Below are 18,982 nucleotides of genomic sequence, written 5' to 3'. Positions count from 1 at the left end.
CATCGTCCACTTCCCGGAGACGCGCGAGATCTGGTCGTACGGGTCGGGCTACGGCGGCAACGCCCTGCTCGGCAAGAAGTGCTTCGGCCTGCGTATCGCGTCGGCGATGGCGCGCGACGAGGGCTGGCTGGCCGAGCACATGCTGATCCTCGGCGTGGAGGATCCGCACGGCGAGAAGACCTACGTGGCCGCCGCGTTCCCGAGCGCGTGCGGCAAGACCAACCTGGCGATGCTCGTGCCGCCGAAGGCGATGAAGGGCTGGACCGTGTCGACGGTGGGCGACGACATCGCATGGCTCAAGCCCGACGCCGACGGCGTGCTGCGGGCGATCAACCCCGAAGCGGGCATGTTCGGCGTGGCGCCGGGCACATCGAACCAGACCAACCCGAACGCGATGATCACCATCGCGCGCAACACAATCTTCACCAACGTGGCGCTCACGCCCGAGGGCGGCGTGTGGTGGGAAGGCATGACGCCCACGCCGCCGGCCGAGTGCCTCGACTGGCGCGGCAAGCGCTGGACGCCCGAAATCGCGCGCGAGACGGGTGCCACGGCCGCGCACCCGAACTCACGCTTCACCGCGCCCATCGCGCAATGTCCGATCATCGATCCCGGCTTCAACGATCCACTCGGCGTGCCGATCAGCGGCATCGTCTTCGGCGGCCGGCGCGCGACGACGATGCCGCTCGTGTATCAGGCGTTCAACTGGACGTCTGGCGTCTACATGGGCGCCACGATGGGCTCGGAGACAACGGCCGCCGCCGCGGGCGCGGTGGGCAAGGTACGGCGCGACCCGATGGCGATGCTGCCCTTCTGCGGCTACCACATGGGCGACTACTTCCGGCACTGGATCACGATGCAGCGCTCGCTGAGCGAGACGCCGAAGATCTTCCACGTGAACTGGTTCCGCAAGGACGAGCAGGGGCGCTTCCTGTGGCCCGGTTTCGCCGACAACATGCGCGTGCTGCGCTGGATCGTCGATCGCGTGCGCGGCCGCGTCCCCACGCGCGAATCGGCGCTCGGCTGGATGCCGCGCTACCAGGACATCGACTGGCGCGGGCTTTCGTTCTCGGAGACGCAGTTCGAACAGCTCCAGTCGGTCGATCCCGTGCAATGGCGTCGCGAGGTGATGGAGCACGAGGAACTGTTCCTCCAGTTGCACTCGCACCTGCCGAAGGAAATGGTGTACGAGCGGGAGCTGCTCATCTGCAGGTTGTAGCGGCGTGGGACCGTCAGTCCCGCGATACCATGTCGGGCGACATGACGCTCTCTACCCTCTCTCGTCTGCTCGGGCCAGCCGCACTCCTCGTGCTGCTGGCTGCTTCGCCGTCAGTTGCCCAGGACGCCGCCATCGGGACGGCACCCGCGGCCGCCGCCACCATCCAGCAGGTCGGCTTCATCGCCGGTCAATGGACAGGCACGCTCGGCGACCGCCATATCGAACAGCACTGGATGGCGCCGGCGGCGACGTCGATGGTGGCCGTGTACCGCAACGTGCAGGGCACCGAGCCTCGGCTGTACGAGCTGCTCGCGATCGAGCAGGAAGGCGACGGACTCGTGCTGCGCATCAAGCACTTCGCACCGGGCCCCGGCCTCGCGGGACGTCAGCCGCAGGCCGAGTCGGTGAACCACAGGCTCGTGAAGGTCGAAGGACGGACGGCTGTATTCGAAGGGACGGGACCGAATCCGTCGCGCGTCACCTTCACGCGCAAGGCGCCCGACGCCCTCGACATCATCGTCGCCCGCAACGCCAACGGCAAACTCACGGAAACGGTCTTCGCCTACACCCAGGTCAAGTAGCCATTCGACTCGTCAGTACGGTCCCCCGGCAGGGCGGGCCGAACGGACGCGTGGCAGTCCCAGCGATCGCAGATTCATCACCTCGCCGCTGACCGTCGTACACCTGCCGCGGAAGTTGTCGTCTTCGCAGAGGTACCAGTTGCCGCCGAACACGCGCACGCTCTGGACGTTGCTCATGCGGATACGCGTGTCGGTGCCGAGCAACTGCTGCGAACGGCCCGAGAAGTTCATGCCCGCATAGAGCACGATGCGGCCTGCGCCCGGGACCACCGGTCCGGTGCCCTGGCCTGGCCATGGCGCCGGGCCAGGCCAGCCACCACCAGGCCGGAAGGCGGGTCTCGCCGAAGAAATCTGGTTGCGCAGGTTGTTGCCGAGCCGCGCCAGGTCCGGCCAGTCGCTGGTCACCGTGTAGCAGCCCTGGAACTGGATGTCGCGACAGACCTCCCACGCCTGCCCCGGCGCAAGGCGCAGGCTTTCGGCCCGGTCGTGGAAACCAAGCGACCGCAGATCGGCCACCGGGCCCATGAGCGTACGACTCGCACCGCCGTAGTTGCGATTGGCGAACAACGTCAGGCCGCCCTGCCCCATCGGCGGCTCCGGACGCCCCGGCGGGTACACGCCGCCTCCACCGCCGCCCCAGCCGCCACCACTCCCACCGACACGTCGCATCGACGAAATGGTGCGCGCCCACCCGCGCTGACGCAGGTCCCGCTCGACTCCGTAGAACACCTGACAGCGCCCTCTGTAGAACTCGTGCTCGCAGACCTCCCACGTCTCGCCTGCGGCGATCTGGAAGCTGACGATGCGATCGTTCATGCCCGAGGCACGCAGGTCCGGCACATCGTTGCGGAAGTTGGCGTTGCGTCCGCGAAAATCACGGTCCTGATAGACCGTGATGCCTACGATCCCGCCCATGCCGCGCTGCCCCTGCGCCTCGGCAGCCGACGCGCTACCGATCGCAACGCCTGCGAGAGCGACGACGGCGACGATGCTCTTCATGACACTTCTCCAGTCACGGCGTCCGGCGGCAGCCGACGTGCCGTTTTTCGAGTAGGATAAGCGGTGGCGTGCCGTGTCGGCCGCCACTCGTGTGGCGCGCCATCTGGGCTCGCCCACATGTCCTCTTCCAAAGGATTGTATCGATGTCCCGTCACTCTCTGTGCGCCATGATGTGCACCGTTGCGCTGACGCTCTCGCCCGCGCTCGTCCTCGCTCAAGCCAAGGCCGCCCCCAAGGCCGCCCCCAAGGCTGCCGCCGGTGCCAAGACCTTCACGCTCACCGGCACGGACAACATGAAGTTCGCGCCGGCCATCATCCGCGTCAAGGCGGGTGACAAGGTCAAGGTCACGCTGAAGACGACGAGTGCCATGCCGAAGATGGCGATGGCGCACAACTTCGTGCTGCTCAAGGCCGGCACCGACGCACTGGCGGTGGCCACCGCCGGTGCCACCGCGCGCGACACCAACTACGTGTCGGCCAAGTCGAAGCCGCAGATCATCGTCGCGTCGGGTCTGGCAGGCGGCGGTGAGAGCGTCACGGTCGACTTCGTGGCACCGGCCGCGGGCAAGTATCAGTTCATCTGCACGTTCCCCGGACACTTCCAGGGCGGCATGGTCGGCCAGCTCATCGTCGAGTAGCCAGGACACGAGGGGCACCCACCCACCTCCGCTGCTCCGCAGCTTCAGAGGGCAGGCAAGGGGTGCCCGTACAACCGTCGTGACCGATTCGATGCGGGGGCGACGCATGCGTCGCCCCTACGCATATCGCGGCGTTTACGCCGTCGCGCCCACCTCTTGCGCCGGTGCGTTCTCGGGAACCAGCGGCTCAGACGCGTCGATGCGCATGAAGAGGATGGCCGAGACGAGCAGGCAGCCGCTGAACAGGATGAGCGGCACGTCGTAGCGTCCACCGAAGGCATCGACCAGCATGCCGAACGCGATCGACGACAGGAACGATCCGATCTGTCCCGCCGAGTTCATCGCGCCCGTCATCGCCCCCGCGTGACGGCGCCCCACGTCCACGCACACCGCCCACGACACGGGCAGCATGCAGTCCATGCTGAAGTAGCCGAGCGTCAGCAGTGCCACGGCCATCAGTCTGTCGTCGACGATGGCGGTGCCGAACAGGCAGAGCGCCGATGCCGCGAGTCCCGCGGCGGCCACGAAGCGACGGCCGTTCCTGAGCCCCGAGCGCCGTACCAGCACGTCGCTCACCGCGCCGCCGAGCAGGTTGCCGAGCGCACCGGCCACGAACGGCAGCATCGCGTAGATCTTCATCTCGTCGGCGGTGAAGCCCCGTCCGAGCCGCAGATACGTGGGCATCCACGACACGTAGAAATACGCCCCCCAGCAGTACGCGTGGTACATCAGCAGGATGATCCAGAAGTTCGGGCTCTTCACGACAGACGCCCACGGCAGGCCGTGATGCTCGCGGCGTGCCGATGAATCGCCGATGTGTGCGATCTCCTCGGCGGTCACGCCCGGCATCTCCGTGGGATAGTCGCGATACCACCAGTACCAGGCCACGGCCCACACGATACCGATGAAGCCGAACAGGTAGAACGCCATGCGCCACCCGTACGCGGCGACGATGGGCACGACGAGCAGTGGCGTGAGTGCACCGCCGACGCGACTCGCCATCCACACGGTGCCGTGCGCGCGCGCGCGTTCGGCCTGCGGGAACCAGCGCGAGATGCTCGACGAGCTGTTTGGATACGCGCCTGCCTCTCCCATGCCGAACGCGAAGCGCGTGGCCAGCAGCACGTAGTAGTTCGAGACCATGCCGGTCAGGCTCGTGAACGCCGACCACCACACCACGATGCGCGTGAGCACGCGACGCGGACCGATGCGATCGCCGAGCGCGCCGGAGGGAATCTCGAACAACGCATACGAGAGCGCGAAGATGCCGACGACCCAGCCCCATTGCGAGGGCGACAGGCCGAGGTCCTTCTGCATCTCCGGTCCCGCGACGGCGATACACACGCGGTCGAGGTACGTGACCATCGACAGCAGGAACAGCATGGTCAGGACGCGATGTCGGTAAGGCATGACGAGAGCGAATGACGAATGATGAATGACGAATGGCGATCAGCGAGCCACGGGCACGAACACGACGCTGACGGGTGAGCCGATGCGAGCGGTCTGGCCTGTGGAGGTCAGGCGACCGGTTGCAGGATCGATGCGGAATACCACGAGGAGGTCCGAGCGCTGGTTACCCGCGAGGAGATAGCGGCCGGTGGGGTCGATACCGAAGCCGCGGGGCATGCTGCCCTGCGTGGACTCGTGCTGCACCAGCGTCAGTCGACCTGTCTGCTCGTCGATCGCATAGACGACGAGCGAGTCGTGCCCCCGATTGGAACCATAGAGGAACTTGCCCGACGGATGGACCACGACTTCGGCGGTGCTGTACGTCGGATCGATGGCCTTCCCCTCGGGAAGCGTGCCGATGGTCTGCACCTCGGTGAGCGCGCCTGTCGCGGCGTCGCGGCTCAGCACCGTGACGGTCATCGCCAGTTCGTTGATCACGTACGCGACGCGTCCATTCGGGTGGAACGACATGTGGCGCGGACCCGATCCCGGCGCGATCGCCGCGAACGCCGGTTCGGCGGGCGTGAGCACCGCGGTCGTCGGGTCGAGGCGATAGATGAAGATGCGGTCGGTGCCGAGGTCGGCGGCGTACGCGAAGGTGTTCGAGGGATCCACGTTGATCGAGTGCCCGTACGGCCTGGTCTGCCGCTTGGGATGGACGCTCGATCCCTGGTGCACCATCACCGACGCGGGGGGCTCGAGGCGCCCGCCCTGGCCGATGGGCAGCGACGCGACGCTGCCGCCACCGTAGTTGGCCACGAGCACCGCACGTCCCGCGCGATCGACCGACACGTGCGCAGGGCCGCTGCCGCCGGAGCTCTCCTGGTTGATGGGCGTGAGCGCGCCGGTCGCCGCATCGACGGCGAACGCACTCACGGCTCCCGTCGGCTTGTCGTTGAACTTGCCGATCTCGTTGACGGCATACAGATGCGTCCGCGACGGATCGAGCGCGAGGAAGCTCGGATTGGTCGCCGCAGCCGCCAGTTCCGGCGCCGAGATCGTGCCCGTGCCGAGGTCGAGCCGCAGGCGATAGATCCCCTGGCTCCGCTCATTGGTGTAGGTGCCGACGTAGACGAACATCTCTGATGCGGGTTGAGCCGGTGCCTGGGCGTGCGCGACGGCAGGCAGACAGCATAGGCAGAACAGAGTGAAGGAACGAAGCATTGGCATCACGACTTTCCGGTTCGTGTAGCTCGCCAGGTTGCGGAACGGTATTCCCCGAGGTCGAGCGTGCCCGACATCGTGTGGCCCGACAGCTCGCCGGTGAAACGATAGCTCAAGGCGTCGCCCGTGCGTTCGGTCACGATGCTGGCGAGCGTGACGCGTGCGCCGTCCATCGTGCCCGTGATGTCGCGCGTCAGGAAGTCGCCCTGATGCGATCCCTCGATGGCGGCTCCCTGTTGACGCAACTGGAGCACGTGCGTGGTGCGCGACGCGGCGAACGCGATTTCCACGGTCCACTGCCCCGACGCATCCCCACTCGGCGCGGCAGCGGCGGGCGGCGTCACGAGCGTGCGTCGCGCCGACAGCAGCTGCGTGAGCCGCGCCGCCACGATACGCTCGTCGCCAGGCGCGAGCATGGACGTGCTCAGTGAGAGTCCCGTGTCGCCGGCCATGCCCTCGCGCGCGCCCGAGGCCCCGCCCACGGCGATCCGCGGTTCGCCCTCGTAGAGCTGCGCGGACGCCTGTTGTCCGGTGAGACCGATCTCCGCGGCCGTCCACCGCAGCGTCACGCGCGGGCTGCGGTTCGAGCGGTCCTCGCGCGCCTCGCGCGCGACGATGGCCGTGATGCCGGCGATGCGTTCGGCCGCCTGCGCGATGACATCGGCCTGACGCACCCACTCGGCCCACTCGGCGGCACGATCGCCCGTCACCCAGCGCTCGACGGCCACGAGCATGCCGATCACTTCTTCACGCCCGACCTTCATCGATCGCGCGTAGCCGTGATGCGGGGCGCTGTGGATCCACGCGGCCTTCACGAGATCCTTGCGGCCGAGCAGGATCCCCGCGCTCTGCGGGCCGCGCAGGATCTTGCCGCCGCTGTAGCCGACGAGCGTGGCCCCGCGCTGCAGGTGGATGTTGGGAACGGTGAGGATCTCGGCCGCCGCATCCACCATGATCGGCACGCCGTGCGGCCTGGCGATCCCGGCGATGGCTTCGAGCGACATCGGGCCCGTCTCGTTCCGCGGGTTCGCGAAGACGTAGATCATGGCCGTCTTCGGGCCGATCGCCCGTTCGAGTTCGGCGGGCGTGTTCGCCTCGACGATCGAGACGCCCACGGCGCGGATCGCGGCGTCGTACACGTTGCGCGAATGCCCGGGGATGATGACCTCCGTGCGCGCGAAGCCCCGAAGATCGGGGATGCGCACGTGCAGGTCGGGGTTGCCGCCTGCGACGCACGCAGCCGTCGCATGCGACATCGCCGCGGCGCAGCCCGAACTCACCATGCCCCACTCGGCACCGGTGAGCTCCGCGAGTCTCGCGCCCGCGGCTTCCATCAGTTCCTCGATGTGGACGTACTGCTGGTTGGCCACCGACTTGGCGACGCGGACCTCGGGCAGTTCCATCGACCCGCCGATGATGGTGAGCGTGCCACGCGCGTTGATGAGCGGACGCACACCGAGACCGGCGTAGAGATCGCCGCCGGCCGGCGCGACGGCAGGCGCACGCGACACGCCCTGTGCAGCCGCGCCCGCGGGCACCGCCGCGCCGAGCCCCAGCGCGTTGAGGGCACGGAGCGCGTCACGTCGGGTGAACATGGGGATGCCGGGAATGCCGAATGCGGGGAATGCAGGAAGAGAGGCAGGAACGGCACATGGAGTGCCGTTCCTGCGAGAGCGACCTCAGAAGAGGAACTTCACGCCGAGTTCGGCGCGGCGCATCGTGTCTGCCGACGAGATGACGCCGAATGCCGCGGTGCCGAGCGTGGCGCCGGGATTGCCCCAGTTCACCTGGTTGAACAGGTTGAAGACCTCCGCGCGCAGCTGGATACGCGAACGGCCGCCGGTGGCGATGTTCTTCATGAACGAGACGTCGGTCTGGCTGTACTTCGGCCCGCGCAGGTAGTTGCGTGGCGTGTTCCCGAACGTGTAGAGGTCTGGCAGCGCGAAGGCGGCCGGGTCGATACAGTTGACCAGTCCGACACCATTCGGATTCGCCTGGCAGTTGAGCGCGACGCCGCTGTTGACCAGCATCGGACGCTGCCCGCCACGACCGACGTTGGCGCGGTCGGGCTGAATCAGCACGTTGATCGGCGTGCCGCTCTGGATCGTGGTCACGCCACCGATCTGCCACCCGCCGAGCACGCCGCGCAGCAGGACGTTGTCGCTCTCGCGGAAGAACGGCATGTCCCACACGTAGCTGACCACGAGGCGATGGGGCACGTCCCAGTTGGCCGGACCGTAGTCGGCCCACTTGTCGTACTGGTTCATCGTCTGGCCGCCGCCGTTGGAATGCGTGGCCATGTCGCGCGTGCGCGACCACGTGTAGTGCGCGTTGAGCAGCAGGCCCTTGGTCATGCGCCGACGCGCGACGAGGCTCACCGCGTCGTAGTTGGCGACGAGGTCGTTCTGGATGGTCCGGATCTGCCGGAACAACTGGTTCGGACGACGCGGATCGACCGCGCCAGGTCCAGGCAGGGGATCGTTGTTGTAGTAGCTGCGATCGAGGTTCTTCGTGCGCGACGCGAGGTACTGCACCTCGACGACGGTGCTGCCGAAGAGCTCGTGCTGGAGGTCGAGGCTCCACTGGTTCTTGCGCGCGTTGGGCAGGTGCCGGTTCGGCGTGATCATGTTCGGCGGCCCGCCGGGACCGACCTGGCCGAAGGGCTGCTCGAACGACAGCGTCGGTGCCGTCGTGTTGTTGGTGAACGTGAACTCGGCCGCGATCGGCGGATTGTTCGTGAGGAACGTGAACGAGTTCATCTGGTTCGGGTTGTAGTAGATGCCCCAGCCCGCGCGCAGCACCGTCTTCTCGGTGAGCCGGTAGGTGGCGCCCACGCGCGGCCCCCAGTCCTTGTTGTTCGGCTCGTGGAACTCGAAGCCCCTGGAGGGGAAGGACGTCGGGATGATCTGCGTCTGCGACGCGTCGAGCATCGACGCCAGACCTTCATAGGTCCGTACGGGCGTGTTGCGCTCGTAGCGAAGGCCGAGGCTCACCGTCATGCGGCGCGACGCCTGCCACACGTCGTTGATGAAGAAGCCATTGCGCCACTGCCCCACGTCGCCCTGCACCTGATCGACCGGGGTACCGACGGTGAACGGGATGCCCGTCATGAAGTCGGCCATCGCGTAGCCTGTCATGCCGCCATTGAAGCTGAACGCCCCGCGTGGGCTGTTGGCGGCCTTGCGCCCCGTGGCCATCTTGCGCAGGTCGAACCCGGTACGGATGTTGTGCCGGCCCTTGGTCCACGACAGCACGTTGGACAACTGGAACGTCGTGTCGAACTGGTACCAGTTGGTGCCGCCGTTGCCGAGTCCGCCGAAGCCGGTGACGCCGATCGAGGGAATGCCGGGGTTGTCGTACCGCACGTCGCCGTCAAAGCCCGGGATGCCGAGGTTGGAGCCTGCCGACGACTCGCCGGCGAGCGTGAGGTTGTTCAACGAGTCGAACGTGATGCGGTGATAGCCGACGCGGAAGTCGTTGAGCAGCGTGGGCGAGAACGTCTGCTGATAGGAGACCAGCGTGTTGTAGTTCTTGCGGGGCTGGTAGAGGCCCGCCGTCGGGATGACGGCGCCGAAGCCGTCGAAGGCGTCGACCCAGTTGTAGCGCACGTACAGGCGCCCGTCGTTGCCGAGGTTCTGGTCCACCCGCATCAGCAACTGATCGATGTTGCTCTCGGTGAGCACCGTGCCCTGGTAGTTGTTGCCCGTGCCGTTGGCCGTCCCAGGCAGGTTCGGCAGCGGGTAGTAGCTGAGGAGCCGCAGCGCCTGCGCCGAGAGCTGCGACTGCGGGATCTGGTTGCCCGCGTACGGCACCTTCGTGATCGGGTTGACGATCTGCGTGGCGATCTCGCTGAAGTCACCGCGGCGCATGCGCTCGGTGGGCACCGAGGTAATCGGCGTCGTCTGGCGGTTGGAACGCAGCCCCTCGTAGGCCGCCATGAAGAAGGTCTTGTTCGTGCCGTTGTAGAGGCCGGGAATGATGACGGGGCCGTCAAACTGCACGCCGAACTGGTTGCTGCGCTTGGGCGGCTCGGGCAGGTTCGGGTTGTCGAAGTACCCACGGCTCTCGAGCGCACTGTCCTGGAAGTACTCGAACAGCGATCCGTGGAACGTGTTCGTGCCCGCCTTGGTCACCACGTTGACGTGCACGCCGAGGTACGAGCCGTACTCGGCCGACGTGCTGCCCGTCTGGACCTGTACTTCGGTGACGGCGTCGGCCATCGGACGCATGCTGGTCATCGCCAGCAGGTTCGACGTCGCGTTGATGCCGTCCATGGTGAGGCTGTTCTGGATCTCGCGCTGGCCGGCACCGCGGAACGACAGCCCGATGTCGGTGGTGTTGCCGCGCAGCACGCCGGGCGTGGTGGCGGCAAACTGCCACACGTTGCGCCCGCTCGACGGCAGGTCGACCACGGCGCGAGCCTCCACCGTCTGCGAGACGGCGGCTCTGTCGGTCTGAATCGTCGTGTTGGACGCCTCGACCGTGATGGTCTCGGTGAGGTCGCCCACGCCGAGGACCGCATCCTGGCGCACGACGGCGTTGCCGGTGACGAGGATGTTGGTAGCCTTGAAACTCTGGAAGCCCTGGAGGCTGATGGTGATCTCGTACTGTCCGAGCGGTACCGCGTTGAACTGGTACACGCCCGCCTGGTTGGTCACGCCGCTCAGCGTTGCCTGCGTGCCGAGGTTCACGGCCGTGACCGTGGCGCCCGGCAGGACGCCACCGCCCGAGTCTGTGACGGTGCCGATCAGGCCTGTCTGCGAGGCGAGCTGCGCGAAGGCGGGTGACGACAGCGTCAGGGCAAGAAGAGTAGAGAAGATGACTCGAATCACGCGGCAACCTCCAGGCAGCCAGTAGATTTCGCGGTGGACGATATGCGGCGCCTTGCGCCCATGGGCTCGACGTGACCGGTCACTCATTGGAACGGTTACGCCGAATTCGTACACGGCGTTTCACTCTCACAGAGGCGCCAAACGTAATCGAAATCGCCGCGCTTGTCCATCCGAGAGTGACGATGGCTTGCCCTCGCGCGGGTGAGTCGCTATCCTCCGGGCGTGTTGCGGCGCGTGCGCCGCCCATCACCCACCCCCACTCGAACGGAGTCACGACAGTGCCAGTCACCCAGCCCGATCCCTCTCGCCGTTCCGCGTTCCGCTCCCTGCTCGCCGCAGCCGGCGCCACAGTCGCCGGCGTGTTCGGCGGCCGGGCCCACGCCTCGACCACCGACGCCAACGGCATCGTCACCATCCCTGATGAGGCCCAGCAGGCGGCCGCGCCACGGCAGGCGCCGTTGTTCTCGGGCGGCAGGGTGCACGGCGGACTCGTGTTCATCGCCGGCAAGGGTTATCACGAGGCCGGTGACATCAAGGTGCACACCAAGGCCGTGCTCGACTCACTCGAGGCCGAACTCAAGAAGGCCGGGTCCTCGATGGACAAGGTCCTGAAGGTGAACGTGTACCTGCACGACCTGCAGGACTACGACGGGATGAACGAGGTCTACCGCGGCCGGTTCGGCCCCAATCCGCCGGTGCGCACCACGGTCGCGTGCTACGGCGGCGTCCCGGGCAAGTCGCTCGTCGAGATCGACTGCATCGCCACGACGTAGACCAACGGGTTTCCGCCGCCGCGCTGACGCGCCATGGCGGGACCGTTCGCTCCATCTGACGAATGGGAAGTGAGGCCAGGGGTTGATACCCTGGCCTCACTTTCTACGCCTTTCCGCTCAGGACCTCGCGCAGGCGCGTGGCGACGATCTTCTCTTCGCCTGGCTTCATCATCCACACGCCGATCAGCAGTTCTTCGCCGGAGCGCACGCCGATGGACGGCGTGCCTTCACGCAGACGTCGCGAGACCTCGCGTCCCGTGATGCCGGCCGTGGCCGTATCGAGCTTGATCTGGACGTGCGGCACGTGGTTGGCGACTTCCGGCACCGTGACCGCCGCCGTGACGCCCTTCAGCCCGCTCACGGCCTTCAGGATGACGTCGGCGCGGCGCTGATACTCCTTTTCCTGCGCCACGTGATCGAGCTTGATGAAACGCTCGAGTGCCACAAGCATCCCGAGCAGTTCCTCCTTGTTCACCTTCATCCCGCGACCGATGGCGTTGCCGTTGGGCCACGCGTTGGCGCGGGCGGCCGCGATGAGGTCCTTGCGGCCGAGCAGCAATCCCGCGCTCTGCGGGCCGCAGATGCCCTTGCCGCCGGAGAACACGACGAGGTCGAAGCCCATCGCGGTGTACTTCCACAGGTTCTCGACGGGCGGCACGTCGGCCGCGCAGTCGTTCATCGTGGGGATCCCGTGCTTCTTCCCGAGGCGCACGAACTCCTCGTCTCGGATCTGCCCCACCGAATTGTTGTTGTTGTAGAAGAGCATCATCGCCGTGTTGGGCGAGACGGCCCGTTCGAGATCGGCAACCGTCTCGACCTCGACGATCGACACGCCGCAGTTGCGGATCGCGTGGTCGTACCCGAAGCGATGCGACTTCTGCATGATGACTTCCGTCTTCATGTCCGTGAGGTTCGGCAGGTCGACGATCTTCTTCCGGTCGAGCCCCGTGAGGATGCCTGCCGTGCCGAGCGTCATCGCCGACGCCGCGCCGCAGGACACCATCGCCGCGTCTGCCTTCACGAGCTCCGCGATCCGCAGGGCCACCTTGTCGTGCAGATCGTTGAGGTACACGAAGTTCTTCGACGCGTAGTTGATCGCGTCCATCACCTCGGGCGGCATCAGCGAGGCGGTCATGTCGGTGAACGTGCCCGCCGCGTTGATGAACGGCTTGACGCCGAGTTCCTTGAAGTAGTCACGGCGCGCAGGCGCCGCGGCAGCGGCCGTCACGCCACCGCCGAGCAGGCCGCCGACGACAGGGATCGAAGAAAGGCGTTCGAAGAACGTCCGTCGCGTCAACATCGTGGTCTCCGTTTCGTTCACTGCGCGGCAACCAGTGCCACGCGAATACGTTCCGCACCCTGCGGCTGCACCTGGATGGTGACGCGCGCGGGCGGATCTGATGGAAAGACTTCCGTGAACACGGCGTTCATCGCCGGCATGTCCGAGAGGTCGCTCAGGTACACGGTGACCAGCGCCACGTCGCGCAACGACGACTTCCCTTGCTGCAACAGCGTGCCGAGTCGCTTGAACGCCTCGCGTGCCTGCGCGGCGACATCGCCGCCAGGTACCGCGATCGCATCCATGCGCACCGTGCGGCCTGTTGACGACGGCTTGACGGCCACGAACGTCAGCTCGGCTCGGATCGGCCCGGGCAACGCCGGGACGACCACGGCACCACGTGGTGCGTCTGTCACCTTGCCGATCGCGGCGGTAATCGCGTCGATCTCCGACGCGCGGGTGCCGTAGGCCTGCATCCAGCCGACGTCGGCAGGTCCGAGTCCTGCCGCTTTGAGCGTGGTCGTGATGTTGGCCACCGTCTGCGCGACCTGCGCCTCGACAGCCTCGCCCACCGCCCTGGTCGCCGGATCCTGGCCACCCATGCCCGACACGTAGAGCGTGTCGCCCGCCCACACGGCTGGCGAGTAAGGGCCGAGCGGCGCGGGCAACGCCCCCGCCGGCGGACGCACCACGGAGATGCCCGCGAGATCGGCGTACGCGATGCACGCGATCTCGACGCCGGCGCCGGCGGGCAGCCCCGCCGCCTGCACTGTCGTGCGCGCCGGCACGCGATCGCGGAAATACGACCCGTACACCTCGTTCATGGCCGCGTAGTCGTCCATGTTCGCGAGGTACACGTGACACTTCACCAGGTGCTCGTAGCCGAGGCCGGCCGCCTGGGCCACGGCCCCCACACCTTCCATCGCCTGCCGCGTCTGCGCCTTCATGTCCCGCGGCGCGGGGCCATCGCCAGGCGTTCCGAGGTGCCCGGAGATGTAGAGCGTGCCGCCGACCATGATGCCCGGCGAGTACGGGCGATCGGCAGGCGCGCCCGCGGGCCGCACCACGCGACGCGTCGACGACGACTGCGCGTGCACGGATGGAGGGGCGGCCGCAGTGCAGCCGGCCACGCCGAACGCCAGCACCAGAGCGCCACGCGTGATGCGACGGTTCCCGAGACGCCGTGCCCGGTGTGCAGTGTCCGGTGCCGGGTGCCCGCTGCCCGGTGCCCGGTGTTCCGGCACGCTCACTGCCGCGCGCGCCCCCCGCGCGTGCCGGGCGGCACCACGGGGACCTTCGTCCAGTCCTGCGCCGCTCGGCCGTTCAGATCCCACACCACCTGTCCGGCGCGCACCGTCAGCTCGCATTCGAGCTTCTGCGTGCCGTCCATCCGCGCACCCGAAGAGTCGATGAACCCGAACTGTCCCTTGCGCAGCCCGAGCACGGCGATGTCGGCTTCGGTGCCCACGCCGAGGTGTCCGAGGTCGTCGCGCTTGATGATCTCGGCGGGCCTGGACGTATTCGCGCGAATCACGTCGTTGAACGGCATCCCGAGGTTCAGCAGCTTCGACATCACGTTGAGGATGTCCTTCATGCCGGCGTTCATGCTGCCGGTGTGCAGGTCGGTGCTGATCACGTCCGGGTAGAACCCCTGCCTGGTCGCCGGAACGGCCTGACGCCACAGGAAACTCCCGCCACCATGGCCCACGTCGAAGATCACGCCGCGCTTGCGTGCCGCGACGACGTACGGCTCGACCTGCCCCTGCTCGTTCACGATCGGCTGCCTGCCGGCGACGTGCGCGTAGGCATGCGTGAGGATGTCGCCAGGGCGCAGGCGCTTGTTGAGGAGCTCGTCGAGCGAGAGCGGCGGCGTGTGCCCGCCAAAGTCGATCATCACGGGCACGCCCGCGTCGGTACCGGCTTCGACGGCGCGCGTGACGGGATCCCATTCGGGGCCGCTGTAGTGCGCCACCTTGATGCCGACGATGAGATTCCGGTGCTGCCTGATCCGCATGGCCGTCAGCTTGGCGTCCATGTCGCCGAGATTCTGCTCCGCGGGCCCGCCGCGCATCCCCGCGCCGACGATGTTGAGGAATGAGAGGACGCGCGTGCGCGAGGTGTCGATCACCTGCGTCTTGAACTGGCCGAAGTTGCGCCAGCCCGCGCCACCGACATCCACCAGCGTGGTCTGGCCGGCGCGGAACGAGTGGCTGTCGGGAGGCACCGCCACGAGGCCGTTGCTCAGATACGCGTCGGGCTCGGTGCCGAAGAACACGTGCGCGTGCAGGTCGATGAGACCGGGCACCACGTAGAGGCCCGAGGCATCCACCACGCGGCGTGCCTGCGCGGCATCGATGGACGCCGCGACGACGGCGATCTTGCCGTCGGCCACCGCCACGTCCATCACGCCATCACGCCCGTTCTTCGGGTCGATCACGTGGCCGCCCTTGATGAGCAGCGAGTAGGGTTGGGCCATCGCGGGCGCGGCGCACAAGGCACCCACGCCCGCGAGGGCGGCGAGCATCAGGACTCTGGAACGGCTGGACAACGGAGGTCTCCTCGCGGACGCGCGCGTCGGGTCACCTGAGCGCTGGCGCGTACGGGCATGGACCAATTCACCCGTTCACCGTGGCCGGGACCGATGAGGCGTGTTATAGCACACGCACAGGAGGCTCTTGCTCATGTCCGTCCGTTCGTTCGCCGCGGTGGCCGTCGCCGCGTTGGTCATCCCCGTCCTCACCACATCGTCGACAGCCCGTGCGCCGCTGGCCGCCACGCAGGCTGCCGCGACGCAGACGCCTGCGGCGCAGGCCGGTCCCGCCATGCCAGACACCGAGGTCATCGCCGCGCTGCGCCGGCCCGAGAACAGCACCGGCAACATCGCGGACGCCGTGGAGTCGGCCACTGGCGCACGCGGGTGGATGTCGTCAGACGTCAAGCCGATCAGCCCGGGCAAGATCGTCGGGCGCGCCTGGACGACCGTGATGCGGCCCGTCCTGCGCTCGGACACGAAGACGTATCCGAACTATCACATGCAGGTGCTCGACGAGGCCCCGGCGGGCAGCGTGCTCGTGTACGTGATGGAGGGCGGCGTGGAGATCGCCGCGCTCGGCAACCTGATGGCGACCACCGCCAAGGTGCGCGGCATCGAGGCGACGATCGTCGACGGCGCCGTGCGCGACGTGACCGAACTGCGCGAGATCGGGCATCAGGTGTTCGCCCGCCGCATCAGCCCCGCCACGTCTGTGGGCCGCATGGTCGCCGTGTCCAAGCAGACACCAGTCCGCTGCGGCGACGTCCTCGTCACGCCCGGCGACTTCATCGTCGGCGACGCGGACGGCGTGGTCGTGGTGCCGTACGCCGCCGCGACGCAGGTCGTGGCCCTGTTGAAGGACTACGACGCGCGCGAGTCGAAGATGATCCCGCTCATCCGCCAGGAGAAGTCGATACAGAAGGCGCTCGAGATCTACGGGCGGTATTAGCCGGCAACGGGCAACCGGCAACCGGGCGCTCAGGCACAGGCTGTCGCGTCAGGCGCGCTGTCGTGCCGCGCGCGCGGCACGCGGGAAGAGCACGTGGTTCTCGAGGGGGACGTGGCGATGCATGTCCGCCTCGAGTTGCGCGAGCCCGTAGTACAACCCGCGGAACGTGGGGCACGCCCAGTCGGGCGGCGCGTAGCCACCGGTGAGCTGCCGCAGCACCTGCAGGGCCTCGCCCGCCGACTCGTGTTCCGCTTCCATGACGGCGATCGGTGCCACCAGGCGCGCCGCGGGAATCGTGGCGGCGTCGGTGTCGCCGGCGCCCTCGAGCGTGACGATCGCGGGGAACAGCACGCGGTCTTCCTTGTGCATGTGCTCGAGCAGTTCCTGTTCCAGCGACTTGAACGTCGCCTGGAGCGGGAGCAGCACGTCAGGCAGGTGCGCGCCGTGCCGGCTCACCACCTTGTCGAGCATGGCGTCGAGCCGCGGGAGCTCGTCGCGCAGGGGCTCGTGATAGCGCCGCTGGATGTGCCCGATCAATTCGGTCATCGTGGCGTCCGTCCACTTCGGCTCCTCGGAACCGGGCGACGCCACGGCGCGCAACTCGTCGAGGATGGCGTCGGCGTCGAGACCCTGGTCTGCGCACACGTCCCGCAACGGCACGCGCCCGCCACAACAGAAGTCGATGTGGTAGCGCTGGAACACGCTGATGGTCGCAGGAGCGTACGTCGCGATGTCGGCAACAGTCGTGTCGGAAGAAATCACCATGTTCGCGAAAGTACCGTGGCGAAAAGCGACAGTCGTTGCGCCAGCGCAAAACAGCCGGGCACCGGGTACCGGAAGACGGTGCTTTGCCACTGTAGCCGCCGGATTCATCCGGCGGTCAGTGCTGAAGCCCGTGCGCTTCGTCAGCAGATTCCGGTGCCCGGTGCCCGCTGCCCGGTGCCCGTCCGGTTGCCGGTTGCCCGTTGCCGGCCATACCCTGTTGCGCGATGGCACCGGCTGACGCTCTCACGCGCTCACGGATCTTCGACGGCCTGACCGACGCCGAGCGGGCGCTCTGGCTGGGTCAGTCCGCCACGCGGCAGCTCGCACGCGGAGAGACCCTCGCGCGTCAGGGCGAGCCGGCACGGCATCTCGTACTCGTGGAGTCGGGCTTCCTGAAGGTGCTGCAGGTCACCGCCGAGGGCACCGAGCTCATCGTCCGTTTCGTGAGCCCGGGAGAGCCGTTCGGCGGCGTGGTGCTGCTTGGTGCGGCGCCCTATCCCGTAACGGCAATCGCCACGCAGCCGACCGTCGTGCGGTGCTGGACACGCGAGACGGTCGCATCGCTCGTCGCCGAGACGCCGCAGGTCAGCGTGAACGTCATGCGCGAGATGGCCACGCACATGACCGACGCGCTCACGCGCGTCAGGGAGCTGACAACGGCGCGCGTCGGGCCGCGGCTGGCGCACACGCTGCTGCGCCTCATGCGCCAATGCGGCGAACGCACGGCCGATGGCGTGCTCATCACGCAGCCGCTCACGCGACAGGAGCTCGCGGATCTCACCGGCACCACGCTCTACACCGTGAGTCGCACGCTCACGCAATGGCAGGCACGCGGCCTGATCGAGACGCGCAAGCGGCTCCTGCTCGTGAAGTCACAACAACGGCTCCTCGATCTCGCCGGCAGCGACGACGAGTAGGCAACGTAGGGTCGGCCCTCGCCCTTCGGCCAGCTCGGGGCGGCCTGAGCGGAGTCGAAGGCCGGGCCAGACCTCTCTCCGTCAGAGATCGACGCGACGACGAGCGCCGGCCAGGCCGACGCCGAAGGCCATCGCCATCCAGCCGGTCAGCACCAGCCCCAGCCACAGGCCGCCATTGGCGAGCCACCATGCGGCGATCCGTCCGACGCCGACGCCTGCCGGTGCGGTCTGCTCGAAGCCGAACAGCACCGTGACGCGCAACGCATCGAGCGGATTCACCATCAGCGGCAGCACGAACGCGCTCGGCCACTGGTGCACGACCGGTGCGCCAGACAGCGCGAGCAGCACGAGGTCCGTGCCGAACAGCATCGTGAACCACACGCCGAGCGCCACGAGCAACCCGCGCACGTGGTCGCGCACCCAGAATCCGACGGCCAGGCCGATGAGCGCCATCGCGAGGCAGACGCCTGCCGACGCGAGCGCGATCGACAGCAGCACGACGGACGCGCCACCCATCAGCGCGGCGGGCAGCACCAGCAGGCACGCGGCCGGACAGATGAGCGCCGCGAGCGCGGCGACCTTGCCCACCAGCCACGTGCCCCGCGACATCGGCTGCGTGAACAGCAGCGGGAATTCGTCGGCGTCGCCCTGCGCGGCACTCAGGCCGAGCAGCAACGCCGACAGCGACAGGCAGTACAACACGCCCTGCAGTGCCCACGCCGGCGCGGCGCGCACGATCGCGTCGGGCGTGAACAACGGCAGCAGGCCGATGACCGCCGACAGCGCCAGATGCACATGAAGGAAGCGATTCAGCCTGTGTTCGGCGACCTCTCGCCTGAACGAGGCCGTGACGATGGCGCGCGATGCGGTGCTCATGACGGGCC

General features: G+C 67.8%; 16 protein-coding genes. 6 read left to right on the top strand and 10 right to left on the bottom strand.

Translation table 11 applies throughout. The features are described from left to right. On the top strand, positions 1-1,219 hold a 1,219-nt coding region (locus IT182_13650), incomplete at its 5' end, for a phosphoenolpyruvate carboxykinase (GTP) (protein MCC6164389.1). Between the two features lie 41 nt (positions 1,220-1,260). Further along, a complete protein-coding gene (locus IT182_13645; protein ID MCC6164388.1) occupies positions 1,261-1,800 on the top strand; it encodes a hypothetical protein in 540 nt (179 codons plus the stop codon). Between the two features lie 12 nt (positions 1,801-1,812). Here the strand turns inward: IT182_13645 and IT182_13640 are convergent, their stop codons facing one another. After that, positions 1,813-2,799 carry a hypothetical protein gene (locus tag IT182_13640; GenBank protein ID MCC6164387.1) on the bottom strand — a complete coding sequence of 329 codons (987 nt, stop codon included), beginning with the start codon at positions 2,797-2,799 and terminating at the stop codon, positions 1,813-1,815. A gap of 143 nt (positions 2,800-2,942) precedes the next feature. Between IT182_13640 and IT182_13635 the strand changes: the two genes are divergently transcribed. Further along, positions 2,943-3,437: a multicopper oxidase domain-containing protein gene (locus IT182_13635; GenBank protein ID MCC6164386.1), complete on the top strand. Its 495-nt coding sequence runs from the start codon at positions 2,943-2,945 to the stop codon at positions 3,435-3,437. A 135-nt stretch (positions 3,438-3,572) separates the two neighbouring features. On the opposite strand, the gene IT182_13630 is transcribed toward IT182_13635, so the two are convergent. The 4 genes from IT182_13630 to IT182_13615 form a co-directional block, all read right to left on the bottom strand. After that, positions 3,573-4,847 carry an MFS transporter gene (locus IT182_13630; protein MCC6164385.1) on the bottom strand — a complete coding sequence of 425 codons (1,275 nt, stop codon included), beginning with the start codon at positions 4,845-4,847 and terminating at the stop codon, positions 3,573-3,575. Positions 4,848-4,886: 39 nt separating this feature from the next. Beyond that, the gene (locus tag IT182_13625; GenBank protein ID MCC6164384.1) at positions 4,887-6,050 is read right to left on the bottom strand and encodes a lactonase family protein; all 1,164 of its coding nucleotides are present in this window, start codon (positions 6,048-6,050) and stop codon (positions 4,887-4,889) included. 5 nt (positions 6,051-6,055) lie between these two features. Continuing rightward, entirely contained in the window at positions 6,056-7,645 is a 1,590-nt protein-coding gene (locus IT182_13620; GenBank protein MCC6164383.1) for an aminotransferase class V-fold PLP-dependent enzyme, read from the bottom strand. Positions 7,646-7,729: 84 nt separating this feature from the next. Then, entirely contained in the window at positions 7,730-10,882 is a 3,153-nt protein-coding gene (locus IT182_13615) for a TonB-dependent receptor (protein MCC6164382.1), read from the bottom strand. Positions 10,883-11,064: 182 nt separating this feature from the next. On the opposite strand from IT182_13615, the gene IT182_13610 reads away from it, so the two are divergent. After that, positions 11,065-11,655: a RidA family protein gene (locus tag IT182_13610; GenBank protein ID MCC6164381.1), complete on the top strand. Its 591-nt coding sequence runs from the start codon at positions 11,065-11,067 to the stop codon at positions 11,653-11,655. Positions 11,656-11,758: 103 nt separating this feature from the next. Here the strand turns inward: IT182_13610 and IT182_13605 are convergent, their stop codons facing one another. The 3 genes from IT182_13605 to IT182_13595 all read right to left on the bottom strand — a co-directional run bounded on the left by IT182_13605 (position 11,759) and on the right by IT182_13595 (position 15,458). After that, entirely contained in the window at positions 11,759-12,955 is a 1,197-nt protein-coding gene (locus IT182_13605; GenBank protein MCC6164380.1) for an aminotransferase class V-fold PLP-dependent enzyme, read from the bottom strand. Between the two features lie 17 nt (positions 12,956-12,972). After that, positions 12,973-14,031, bottom strand: coding sequence for a RidA family protein (locus IT182_13600; GenBank protein ID MCC6164379.1), 1,059 nt, complete (start codon positions 14,029-14,031; stop codon positions 12,973-12,975). Between the two features lie 149 nt (positions 14,032-14,180). Next, complete coding sequence (locus tag IT182_13595; protein MCC6164378.1) at positions 14,181-15,458, bottom strand: amidohydrolase/deacetylase family metallohydrolase; 1,278 nt, start codon at positions 15,456-15,458, stop codon at positions 14,181-14,183. A gap of 157 nt (positions 15,459-15,615) precedes the next feature. Between IT182_13595 and IT182_13590 the strand changes: the two genes are divergently transcribed. Next, positions 15,616-16,416, top strand: a complete 801-nt coding sequence (locus IT182_13590; protein ID MCC6164377.1) for an RraA family protein — start codon at positions 15,616-15,618, stop codon at positions 16,414-16,416. 48 nt (positions 16,417-16,464) lie between these two features. Here IT182_13590 and ric read toward each other — a convergent pair whose 3' ends face one another. After that, positions 16,465-17,181: an iron-sulfur cluster repair di-iron protein gene (ric, locus tag IT182_13585; protein ID MCC6164376.1), complete on the bottom strand. Its 717-nt coding sequence runs from the start codon at positions 17,179-17,181 to the stop codon at positions 16,465-16,467. 224 nt (positions 17,182-17,405) lie between these two features. Between ric and IT182_13580 the strand changes: the two genes are divergently transcribed. Beyond that, positions 17,406-18,098, top strand: coding sequence for a Crp/Fnr family transcriptional regulator (locus IT182_13580; GenBank protein ID MCC6164375.1), 693 nt, complete (start codon positions 17,406-17,408; stop codon positions 18,096-18,098). An 81-nt stretch (positions 18,099-18,179) separates the two neighbouring features. Here the strand turns inward: IT182_13580 and IT182_13575 are convergent, their stop codons facing one another. Then, positions 18,180-18,974 (bottom strand): hypothetical protein, encoded by a 795-nt coding sequence (locus IT182_13575; GenBank protein ID MCC6164374.1) that lies wholly within the window; start codon positions 18,972-18,974, stop codon positions 18,180-18,182. Positions 18,975-18,982 lie beyond the last annotated feature (8 nt).

The organism is Acidobacteriota bacterium (assembly GCA_020845575.1).
GTDB lineage: Bacteria > Acidobacteriota > Vicinamibacteria > Vicinamibacterales > Vicinamibacteraceae > Luteitalea.
This window is presented reverse-complemented; position numbering and strand designations above follow the sequence as displayed.